The organism is Streptomyces sp. NPDC048504 (assembly GCF_043200035.1).
In the GTDB taxonomy this organism is placed as follows: Bacteria; Actinomycetota; Actinomycetes; order Streptomycetales; family Streptomycetaceae; genus Streptomyces.
This window is the reverse complement of record NZ_JBICXA010000021.1, coordinates 117870-128954: the sequence shown is the minus strand read 5'-3', so window position 1 is coordinate 128954 and position 11085 is coordinate 117870. Positions and strand designations below refer to the sequence as shown.

Annotated in this window: 8 protein-coding genes; 6 read left to right on the top strand and 2 right to left on the bottom strand. The window is 70.9% G+C overall.

The genetic code is table 11. The features are described 5' to 3' along the window. The first annotated feature begins 241 nt into the window (after positions 1 to 241). From ACGFY9_RS40935 to ACGFY9_RS40915, 5 genes are all read left to right on the top strand, one after another. Positions 242 to 652: an alpha-hydroxy-acid oxidizing protein gene (locus tag ACGFY9_RS40935; protein WP_393762992.1), complete on the top strand. Its 411-nt coding sequence runs from the start codon at positions 242 to 244 to the stop codon at positions 650 to 652. A gap of 23 nt (positions 653 to 675) precedes the next feature. Then, the gene (locus ACGFY9_RS40930; protein ID WP_393762990.1) at positions 676 to 1323 is read left to right on the top strand and encodes an alpha-hydroxy acid oxidase; all 648 of its coding nucleotides are present in this window, start codon (positions 676 to 678) and stop codon (positions 1321 to 1323) included. Between the two features lie 308 nt (positions 1324 to 1631). Then, on the top strand, positions 1632 to 2981 hold the full coding sequence (locus ACGFY9_RS40925; protein ID WP_393762989.1) for a transaminase: 1350 nt from the start codon (positions 1632 to 1634) through the stop codon (positions 2979 to 2981). Positions 2982 to 3004: 23 nt separating this feature from the next. Beyond that, positions 3005 to 3445 (top strand): Lrp/AsnC family transcriptional regulator, encoded by a 441-nt coding sequence (locus tag ACGFY9_RS40920; protein WP_393762987.1) that lies wholly within the window; start codon positions 3005 to 3007, stop codon positions 3443 to 3445. Between the two features lie 98 nt (positions 3446 to 3543). Then, positions 3544 to 5793, top strand: a complete 2250-nt coding sequence (locus ACGFY9_RS40915) for an MMPL family transporter (RefSeq protein ID WP_393762985.1) — start codon at positions 3544 to 3546, stop codon at positions 5791 to 5793. A gap of 3 nt (positions 5794 to 5796) precedes the next feature. Here ACGFY9_RS40915 and ACGFY9_RS40910 read toward each other — a convergent pair whose 3' ends face one another. Beyond that, entirely contained in the window at positions 5797 to 6912 is a 1116-nt protein-coding gene (locus ACGFY9_RS40910) for a PP2C family protein-serine/threonine phosphatase (RefSeq protein ID WP_393762983.1), read from the bottom strand. Positions 6913 to 6962: 50 nt separating this feature from the next. Then, positions 6963 to 8165, bottom strand: coding sequence for a glycoside hydrolase family 64 protein (locus ACGFY9_RS40905; protein WP_393762981.1), 1203 nt, complete (start codon positions 8163 to 8165; stop codon positions 6963 to 6965). Between the two features lie 354 nt (positions 8166 to 8519). Between ACGFY9_RS40905 and ACGFY9_RS40900 the strand changes: the two genes are divergently transcribed. Then, positions 8520 to 10937 carry a GH92 family glycosyl hydrolase gene (locus ACGFY9_RS40900; RefSeq protein WP_393762979.1) on the top strand — a complete coding sequence of 806 codons (2418 nt, stop codon included), beginning with the start codon at positions 8520 to 8522 and terminating at the stop codon, positions 10935 to 10937. Positions 10938 to 11085: the final 148 nt, after the last annotated feature.

Genomic DNA, 11085 nt, shown 5'->3' with positions numbered 1-11085 from the left:
CGAGTCCAAGCGAAGTCGGGCAGGGCTGAGTCGGAGCCCTTGAGGCTTAGTCCGGGTCCCTCAGGCGGGGTGCCCGGAGCACAGTACACACCGTCATCGACCGCTCTCGCACGGTGTAACAGGAGATCCCTTCGAAACTGACCGGCCTCTGTTCGCTTCTGTGGCAAGTGTCTGAAATAGCCTGTGGGGAAAGAGAGTTGAGTAGCCAAGGTCGGTGCATCACGCACGAAGGGGGAGCGGTGTGACAGGCGTGGCGCGCTGGCTGGACGGCATCGAGGAACAGGCGGCCGGCGTCCTTCCGCCGGAGATCCACGCCTACTTCCGCAGAGGCGCGAGCCAGGGCCTCAGCGTTGCCGAAGCCGCCCCCGCCTGGGACGGATTCCGGCTGCGACCGCACATCCTGCGGGACGTGTCCCGGTGCGAGACCTCAACGACCGTACTGGGCACGGCAGTCGACACGCCGGTCCTCATCGCCCCGAGCACCTTGCAGCGCCGCGCCCATCCCGACGGCGAGGCGGCCACCGCGCTCGGCGCGGCCGGTGCCGGGTCGCTGCTCGCAGTGACCTCGAACACCGCGGTCCCGTTCTCGGCCCTCGAACCCTCGGGCGCGCCGTGGTGGGTGCAGGTGTACGTGGCCCGCGACCGGTCCTGACCGAGGAGACACTCCGGCGAGCCGTGGCGGCCGGCGCCCGGGCGGTCGTACTGACCGCCGACACCCCCGTCATCGGCTCGCACGGCAGACCCGGCGCACATGTCGCCGACTTCGTGGGCCCGGAGGACCTGTACGGCAACGTCACCGGCACCCCCGACCGGCAGGCCGCCGAGCATGCCCCCGACCTCACGCCGGACGTCATCGACTGGCTGCGCGACCTGACCGGGGTCCCCGTCGTCGTCAAGGGCGTCCTGCGCGGCGACGACGCGCGCGCCTTCGTGGACGCGGGCGCCGCCGGGCTGATCGTCTCCAACCACGGCGGCCGCCAGCTCGACGCGCTGATCCCGACCGCCTGGGCGCTGCCGGCGGTCGTCGACGCCGTCGCCGGAACGGGCGCCGAGGTCTACGTGGACGGCGGCCTGCGCCGAGGCACCCACGTCTTCGCCGCGCTCGCCCTCGGGGCCCGCGCGGTGTTCGTCGGCCGCCCCGCCCTGTGGGCGCTGTCCCTGGCCGGCGCGGCGGGCGTGACCCGCCTGATCGGGGAACTGACGGCGGAACTCGTCGAGACGATGCGCCTGACGGGCGTACCGGAACTCCAGGCGATCGGGCGGGACTTGCTGCACTTCCCGGCGGACGTCGGCCGTCCAGCGGGATCACCGGGCACCCGTTGATCTTCGCGGCGCGCGAGCGCTCGTAGGCGAGCGGGGGTGGCTCGGCGGCCGGGCGTTGGCGCGGTCGCCCCGGACGCATGCGAGGGCCGCGTTTTCCTTGCCCGTGCCGCGCCCGCTGAAGGCGCGCGGCGTGACCTCCGCGCACTTCGCGATCACCTCGACCGTGGCCGCAGCCGGGCCGCTCTCCACGCCGAGGCGTGCGCGCGAATCGATCGTTGCCGCAATCGATTCCGCAGCCACACCTTGCCTGCTCGCCTCTTTCAGTCATATGGTCCGGACATTCCGTCGCCGACGCCACCGAGGTACCCATGGACCGCACCCGCCTGCAGGACCTCCTCGCCCGCGAGAGCGCCGACGCCGAGCGGCTCAACCCGCGCTCGAAGGCCGCCTACGCGCGGGCCGAGCATCTCTTCGGGCGGGTGCCGATGACCTGGATGAACAAGACGGCCGGAGCCTTCCCCCGCTACCTCGACACCGCCAGGGGCGCCCGCGTCACCGACATCGACGGTCACGAGTACATCGACTTCAGCCTCGGCGACACCGGAGCGATGGCCGGCCACTCGCCCGTCGTCGTCGCGGAGGCGGTGCAACGGCGGTTCGCCGAACAGGGCGGCGCCACGGCGATGCTGCCCACGGAGGACGCCGAGTGGGTCGGCGCCGAACTCACCCGCCGCTTCGGGCTCGCCCGCTGGAGCTTCGCGCTGACCGCCACGGACGCCAACCGCTGGGCGATCCGGCTCGCCCGCGCCGTCACCGACCGCCCCAAGATCCTGGTGAACAGCTACAGCTACCACGGCAGCGTCGACGAGTCGCTCATCGTCGTCGGACCGGACGGCCACGGCACCGCCCGCCCCGGCAACGTCGGTGCCCCCTGCGACGTCACGCTCACCAGCCGCGTCGCCGAGTTCAACGATCCGGCCCGGCTGGAACGGGAGTTGGCGCACGGTGACGTCGCCGCCGTCCTCATGGAACCCGCGCTCACCAACATCGGCATCGTGCTGCCCGAGCCCGGCTACCTGGCCGCCGTACGTGAACTGACCAGGAAATACGGCACGTTGCTCATCAACGACGAGACCCACACGTTCTCCGCCGGGCCTGGCGGCTGCACCGCGGCCTGGGGCCTCGAACCCGATCTGCTCACCATCGGCAAGGCGATCGGCGGCGGCATCCCGGCCGGTGCCTACGGCCTCTCCGTCGAACTCGCCGACCGGTTGCTCGGCCGCGCCGACCTGGACCTGGTCGACATGGGCGGCGTCGGCGGCACCCTCGCGGGCAACGCGCTCTCCGTCGCCGCGATGCGCGCCACGCTCGAACACGTCCTGACCGACGAGGCGTTCGCCCACATGGCCAAGCTGTCCGAACGCTTCGCGGCCGGTGTGCAGGAGGGCATCGACGCCCACGCGCTGCCCTGGACGGTGAGCCGCCTCGGCGCCCGCAGCGAGTACCGCTTCGCCTCCCCGGCCCCGAGCACCGGCACCGAGTCCGAGGGCGCCGGAGACCCGGAGCTGGAGGACTTCCTCCACCTCTACCTCGCCAACCGGGGGATTCTGCTCACCCCGTTCCACAGCATGGCGCTGATGTGCCCCGCCACCACCGAGCAGGACGTGGACACCCACACCCGGGTCTTCGCCGACGCGCTCGCCGAACTGGCGCACTGACAGAGGGAGTTGGAGGCAAGCACGTGGACGACATCGACCGGGCCATCCTGCGCGAGCTGCAGACCGACGGACGTATCGCGTACGCCGACCTCGGACCGAAGGTCGGCCTGTCCGCGTCGGCCGCCCGCCAGCGGCTCCAACGCCTGTTGGATTCCAAGGCGGTTCAGGTCGTCGGGGTGACCGACCCGATGGCCATGGGCGGCCAGGCCATGGCCATGCTCGGCATCGAGGTGGACGGTGACCCGCGCGCGGTCGCGGACCAACTCGCCCTGTGCGACGAGGTGGTGTACTCCGTGCTCACCTCCGGCGGCTTCGATCTGTTCGCCGAGGTGGTCACCCCGGGGCCGCGGGACCTGCTCGACTTCGTCAACGACGTGGTGCGGCCGATCGAAGGGGTGCGGAGCGTCCAGTCGTTCCCGTACTTCGGCATCCACACGCACCGGTTCCTCTGGGACGTCGGCTGACCCCGCCCGGAACATCGATATGTCCGAGATGCCGGAGTGATCCCGCGGGCGTCTAATGGGGATGTCGGAAGTGTCACCCGGCGGAAAAGGCCGAGGCCATGGCGCCCACGGAATCCAGCGCAGGGGACGGCCGGACGGCTGCCAAGGGGGTGCTGCGGCGGCTGGGGGAGTGGTGTGCCCGGCACTTCGTGATCGTCATCGTCGCCTGGCTCGTCGCGCTCGCCGCGCTCCAGGTCCTCAACAGGTCCTTCGGGGGCGACTATTCGGACGACTTCTCGCTGTCCGGCGTACAGTCCCAGCACGGACTGCAGGTCCTCAAGGAACACGATCCGGCGGCCGGGGGCTACAGCAGCCAGATCGTCCTGCACGACAAGGACAAGCAGCTCACCTCCTTGAACTCGCAGATGTCCGAGACCGTCGGCGACCTGCAGAAACTCCCGCACGTCCTGTCGGTGCAGAACCCGCTGCCACAGCCCGGAACGCAGACTCCGACGTCCTCCGGCCCGAACGTCGGCCCCCTCTCCTCCGACGCGAAGACCGCGTACATCACCATCCGCTTCGACGTGCAGCCGTCGACCCTCGGCGACGGTTACCTCCACGGCGTGGACACGTCGGTGAAGCCGCTGCGCGCCGCCGGCGCCCAGGTCGAGTACGGCGGACCGCTCGGTGAACTGGCCCGGCCCGCCGCCGACGACCGGGTCAGCGAACTCATCGGGTTCGCCGTGGCGATCGTCGTCCTGCTCATCGGCTTCGGAAGTGTGGTCGCCGCCGCGATGCCCCTCGTCACCGCGCTGATCAGCGTGATCGGGGGGCTCGCGTGCCTGGGGCTGCTGGCGGCGGCGTTCACCTTCGCGACGGTGTCACCGACCCTCGCGACGATGATCGGCATCGGTGTCGGCATCGACTACGCCCTGTTCCTGATCACCCGTCACCGGCAGAACCTCATGAACGGCTCCGATCCGGTGCGCGCCGCCGGACAGGCCTCGGCTACCAGTGGCCGGGCGGTACTCGTCTCGGGCTGCACCGTGATCATCGCGCTCGCCGGACTGTTCGTGTCCGGCGTGCCCTTCATCGGGAAACTCGGGCTCGCGGCCGCCGTGACGGTCGTCTCCGCGGTCATCGGTGCGCTCACCCTCGTGCCCGCCCTGCTCGGGCTCCTCGGCAAGCGGATCGACCGCTACCGGGTGCGCCGCCCGGTCGCCGAGACCGACGCCGCGCCGGGCACCGAACCCACGGGCACCTGGCACCGGTACGCGCAGCGCGTGGAACACCGGCCGTGGACGTTCCTCGCGGCGGGTGTCGCGGCCGTCGTCGTCCTCGCGATCCCGGTGTTCTCCCTCCAGCTGGGCCACATCGGCGACGGCGCCGACCCCACCTCGTTCACCGACCGCCGCGCCTTCGACCTGATGACCGACGCCTTCGGCCCCGGTTCCAACGGCCCGCTGACCATCGTCATCGACCAGACGGGCGTCCCGTCCTCCCAGCGCTCGGACCTCTCCAGCCAGGCCCAGAAGACCCTCGACGGGGTGCGGGGCGCAGCCAAGGTCACCCCGCTGACGACCACCAAGGACGGTGACGTCCTCGTCGGCACCGTGTACTCCAAGCAGTCCCCGCAGAGCGCCGACACCACCGGCCTCACCAACCGGCTCGTCCACGACACCCTCCCGGACGCGGTCTCCGGCACCTCCGCCAAGGGCTACGTCACCGGCACCACCGCGGCCCAGGTCGACTTCCGCGACATCGTGTCGAGCCGGCTGCCCCTGATCATCGGCGTGGTGGTCGCGCTGGCCTTCCTGATCATCCTCGCCGTGTTCCGCGGCCTCCTCGTCGCGCTCAAGGCCGCCGTCCTCAACGTCCTCTCCATCGCGGCCTCCTACGGCGTCGTCGTCGCCGTCTTCCAGTGGGGCTGGGGCGGCCCCGCGCTGGGCGTCTCCGGCAAGGTCCCCATCGAGAGCTACGTCCCGATGATGATGTTCGCGATCATCTTCGGCCTGAGCATGGACTACGAGATCTTCCTGCTCTCCCGCGTCCACGAGGCCTGGCTGCGCACCGGCGACGCCGAGGCGTCGGTCGCCCACGCCCTGGAGATCACCGCGCGCGTCATCACCTGCGCCGCACTGATCATGGTCAGTGTCTTCGCGGCCTTCGTCGTCAGCGACAACATCGTGGTCAAGATGCTCGGCCTCGGCCTGGCGGTCAGCGTGCTGATCGACGCGACTGTCGTACGGCTGCTCATGGTTCCGGCGGTGATGACCTTGCTCGGGCGGCACGCCTGGTGGACACCCCGTTTCCTGGACCGGATCCTGCCGCACATCGACGCGGAGGGCGACCACGAGCAGCAGCCGTGAGCCTCAACTCCCGTACGGAGCCCGGGGCGTGAGCACAAGCATCGTCACATCGTCCCGGATCTCCGGGGAGTGCCGCAGCAGGTCGGACCACACCCGCTCCGCCATCAAGGCCGGGTCGTCGTCGGCGAGTTGGAGCAACCGCTCGGCGAAGGGGTAGAAGGAACCGCCCGTGTCCCGCGCCTCCCACACCCCGTCGGAGGCGAGGAACAGCCGGTCCTCGGGCCGCAGTTGGACGGTCACCCCGTTCAGCGGACCGGCGTCGGACAGCCCGAGGCCGAGCGGCGTCCACGCCTCGACGCCGATCTCCGTGACCCGGCCCGCGCGCAGCAGCACGGGAGAGGGATGCCCGCAGGCCACGATCCGCACCGCGTCCGCGTCCGCCGTGAACTCCAGCAGCACCGCCGTGGCGAACAGCTCCGCGTGCGCCGACCGCGCCGAGTCCACCACCAGCCGCCGGTCCAGCCGCGCCGCGACCGCCTCCAGGTCCGGCAGATCGAGCACCGCCTCCCGGAACGCGCCCAGCAGCGAGGCCACCGTAGCGACGGCCGACAGCCCGTGCCCCTGCACATCGCCCATGACCGCCCGCACGCCGTACGGCCCGTCCCGCACGTCGAAGAAGTCCCCGCCGACCAACGTCCCGCGCTGCGCCGCCCGGTACAGCCCCGCGCAGCCCACCGGCCCCACCCGCTCCGGCAGCGGCGGCACGACGGCCCGCTGCGCCGCCTCGGCGACCGTCCGCTCCAGGTCCAGCTGGGCATCACGGCGACTGCGCACGAAGGACACGAACACGCTCAGCACGGCGACGAACAGGACGGTCAGCAGATCGGTCTCACCGGGATCGTTGAGATGGAACGCCGGCACGGTCAGCAGGGAGACCGTGGCGCCGCCCATCAACGCGGTCGCGAGAGGCCCGTACGACAGCCCGGCCAGCGGCGGAATGGCGCCCAGCAGAAAGCCGATGTCGAGCGAGTGCGGGCTGACCAGCGTCGCCACGCCCACACCCACCACCAGCGCCCACGGCAGCACCCGCACCCACCCCGGCGCCGGCGCGCCCCGAAGCCACCCCCGCCGGGCCGGCTCCCGGACCCGGCGGAACGACGGAACGCGCACCTTTCCCACACCACCACGCTCCTACGGCGGGACCGGCCCCGCACGCCGAGCGGCTGGAGCTAGAACGGTGTGAGCGTCAGCCGTATCCCCGTCGGCGCCGTGTCCTGGACGTACGACGCGAAGTCCGCCACGTCGTCGAAGGCGAAGCCGTACGCCTTGCCGTCGGCGGTCGCCGTGTGGATCGCCTTCGCATAATGGTTCGTGAGGTCCGTGGCGTAGAAGCTCGACGCGTCGGTGGTCGGCTGGGCGGGGTTCGACAGGAGCGTCGAGCGGTTGAAACCGGCGCCGAGCACAGCCGCGACCGGGCCCGTGGTGCCGTCGTTCGGGGCGGCCAGGTTGCCGTCGCAGAACAGCACGTCCCGGGTCGACGGCTTCGCGAACGAGACCGAGGCCGGTCCGGTGAAGGTGAACTGGCCGGCGCGCACCCGCCCGGTGAAGGCGCCCGCGTTCGTGGTGACGGTCAGGTCCTTGCCGGTGTACGTGCTCCACACCTCGTCGATGTACGGCGCGAAGTAGTCCGCGGCGAACAGGCCCGCGTCCAGCCCGTGCCCCGGCGCGATCACCCGCGTGTCGCTCACGATCAGCGGGGCGAACGCCTCGACCTTCCGTACGGCGTCGAACACCGAGGCCCGGCCGCCGTCGCGCAGGGTGCCCGTCGTCTGGTCCTGCGCGCCGGTCAGCCGGATGCTCAGGGGCACGCTGAACATGTCGACCATCGTCGTGTTGCAGAACATCCCGGACGCGTTGTGCGTGAACTCGGCGCAGTCGTGCAGCACCCCGTAGTTGGGGTCGGAGGTCACCCAGCCGGCCGGGTACTGCAACGCCGGGTTGCCGTTGCCGTCCGCCACGGCCTTGAACTTGAGCTTCGCGCCGAGCGACACATAGATGCGACCCGACAGGTACGGGAGCGAAATCGTCGTCTCCGCGCCGGAGTCGAGGCTGATCGCGTAGTCGGTGAAGCCGTCGGCGCCGTTGTCCGAGAGCGCGATCGGCGCGATCGTCCCGTCGGGGGTGACCCGCACCTGCTTGCCGTCCACGTTCCCTACTACGTAGACGTGCACGTTCGCGTTGTCGAACGAACCGCTGTTGTTGACCAGCGTCAGCGGGAGGCCGCCCGCCTGATCGGCGCTGGTCTCCATGGACTTGGTGTCCGCGAGGGCGTGCGGTGCGAGCGCGGCGACGGCGGGAGCGGCCACCGCCGCGCCACCGAGGGCGAAGAGGAGCTTGCGGCGGCCGAGCGTGCGCTGGTGACGGGGAGTCATGTGGGGGGACCTCCGGGCGAGTCGGGCTGTTCGGAGCGGACGGTGCCGACGCTTTGAGAGCGCTCTCACAGCGTGCGTCGGCACCGCCGCCGGGCCCCGATGTTACGCACGACCACGGGCTGGGCCAACGGTTCTGTCGAAGTCGTCACCTCGCTGACCTGCACAGACGAGGTGAGATGGGTGACTTAACCCCCACTTAAGGATCACTTAAGCGCCCGACGAAGCGTTCACCCGTGCTTCATCACCCGTATCCGGGCGCCTCTTCCCTCCCATCGCAGGGCCTCCTAGCCTCGCGACGCCCCCTGTCTTTCCCCTCTCCACTCCATGTCCCTTCCTCGAAAGGCGACTTGACGCATGCGTCACCAACTCCTCGGCACGGCAAGACGGTTCGGTGTCAGAGTCGCGGCCGTGGCGGTCACGTCCGCGCTCGCCGCGTCCGCGCCGCTCCCCGCCGTCGCGGCGACCGCCCCGTCCGTCCGGCCGTCCTCGCTCGTGGACCCGCTGATCGGCTCCAGCAACGGCGGCAACACCTACCCCGGCGCCACCCTCCCGTACGGCATGATCGCCTGGTCCCCGACCAGCACCACCGGCGACCAGACCAGCACGGGAGCCGCCAACGGGTACGAGTACGGCGCCACCCGCATCCGCGGCCTGAGCCTCACCCATGTCAACGGCGCCGGCTGCAACCCAGGCGCGGCGGGCGACGTACCGATCATGCCGTTCGTCGGCGACGTCACCTCGTCCCCCTCGGCGGACACCAAGGACGCCGTGTACGCGTCGAACTTCTCGCACGCCGACGAGAAGGCCACCCCCGGCCGCTACACCCTCGGCCTCGCCTCCGGGGCCACCGCCGACCTCGCCGTCAGCAAGCGCGCCGGAGTCGCCGACTTCACCTTCCCCGCCGACCGCCCGGCGAGCCTGCTCTTCCGCGTCTCCAACTCCCTCAACGGAAGCCAGGACGCACACGTCGACATCGACACCGCCCACCAGAAGGTGACCGGCTGGGTGTACACGGGAGCCTTCTGCGGGCGCCGCGCCAACGGCGGCGTCAACAACCGCAAGAGCTACTACAAGCTCTACTTCAGTGCCTCCTTCGACCGCGCCTTCTCCTCCGTCGGCACCTGGCACGACAGCACCGTGTCGCCCGGTTCGACGTCCGCTTCCGGAGGCGAGGGATACGCCACCGGCGCCGACCGCGCGGGACGCGGTTCCGGCGGCTGGGTCGGCTTCGACACCGCTTCTGACAACGATGTCCGCATGCGGATCGGCATCTCCTACGTCAGCCTCGGGGGAGCCGAGTCCAACCTGCGCCAGGAGATCGCCCCCCACGCGCGCGTGGCCGACGTCGCCGAAGTCGGCGCCCGCGCCTGGGACCGCGAACTGAGCACCGTACGCGTCGACGGCGGCACCCCCGCACGCCGCCAGACCTTCTACACGGCGCTCTATCACGCCCTCATGCAGCCCAACCTGATCAGCGACGAGAACGGCCGCTACTGGGGCATGGACCAAGCCGTGCACCGGTTGGCGCGCGGACAGCGGGCGCAGTACAGCAACTTCTCCGGCTGGGACCAGTACCGCGCCCAGATTCAGCTGCTCGCCCTCCTCAAGCCCACCGTCGCGGGCGACTTCGCCCAGTCGCTCTACAACTTCTCGAAACAGAACGGCGGAATCTGGGACCGCTGGGTGCACATCAGCGGCGCCACCCACGTCATGACGGGCGACCCGACCGCCGCGACCCTGGCCACCTTCTACGCCATGGGCGTCCGCAACTTCGACTACGAGGGCGCCTTCGACTCCCTCGTCCACCAGGCCACCGTCCCCAACCCGGACGAACTCTCGGACGCCGGCTGCCCCGGCCAGTGCGTGGGCCAACGCCCCAACCTCGCCCAGTACATGACCTCCCACTACGCCGCCCAGAACGCCTGCCACTGCTGGGGCGGCGCCGCCGAGACCCTGGAGGACGCCGTAGCCGACTCCGCCCTCGGCCAGTGGGCGAAACTGCTGGGCCGCGACGCCGAGGCGAAGACCTTCACCGACCGCGGCGCCTACTGGCGCAACGTCTTCAACCCCGCCACCGGCTACATCCAGGCCCGCAACCTCGACGGCTCCTGGGTGGGACCGTTCAACCCGGCGAGCGATCTCGGCTTCGCGCAGGGCTCGGCCGCCGCGTACGTCTGGATGGTCCCGCAGGACGTACAGGGACTGGCCGAGGCGATGGGCGGCCGTGAGACGGCGGCCACCCGGCTCGACGGCTTCTTCCACACCGCCGACGGCGCCTGGTCGGTCCGGGGCGGCGACGCACTGCGCTACGACCCGACCAACGAACCCGACATCCACGCCCCCTGGCTCTACAACTCCCTGGGACAGCCCTGGAAGACCCAGGCGACGGTCCGTCAGATCCTCGACACGGCCTACGGCACCGGCCCCAAGGGTCTGCCCGGCAACGACGACCTGGGCACCATGTCCGCCTGGTACGTCCTCTCCGCCCTCGGCATCTATCCGCGCACCCCGGGCAGCGCCGACCTGCTGCTCGGCGCACCGCTCTTCCCGAAGGCGGTCGTCGACCGGCCCGGCCGCACGGACATCGTCATCACCGCCCCCGACGCCGACGACACCCACCAGTACGTCGACGCCGTACGCCTCGACGGCCGCACCCTCACGCGCGCGTGGACCGGCGCGGGCCTGACGCTCAAGGGCGGCAGGCTGGACTTCCGGCTCAGCACCGACCCGAACACGAGCTGGGCGACCGACCCGGGACAACTCCCGAAGTGACCCACACCGGCCCGGCGGAGTCACGCTCCGCCGGGCCGACCCGGAAATACGGTGGACGGGCGGGAGATCACCCCCCTAACGTGTGCGTGCACGCCCTGAGACCAGCGGAAGGAGGCGAGTGCCATGAGGTTCACAACACCCCAGCGCT

What these genes read in the sequence shown, in the direction of transcription:
- ACGFY9_RS40925 (WP_393762989.1), top strand. Translation starts at nt 1,632, where the DNA reads ATGGACCGCACCCGCCTGCAGGACCTCCTCGCCCGCGAGAGCGCCGAC.
- ACGFY9_RS40915 (WP_393762985.1), top strand. Translation starts at nt 3,544, where the DNA reads ATGGCGCCCACGGAATCCAGCGCAGGGGACGGCCGGACGGCTGCCAAG.
- ACGFY9_RS40905 (WP_393762981.1), bottom strand. Translation starts at nt 8,165, where the DNA reads ATGACTCCCCGTCACCAGCGCACGCTCGGCCGCCGCAAGCTCCTCTTC.
- ACGFY9_RS40900 (WP_393762979.1), top strand. Translation starts at nt 8,520, where the DNA reads ATGCGTCACCAACTCCTCGGCACGGCAAGACGGTTCGGTGTCAGAGTC.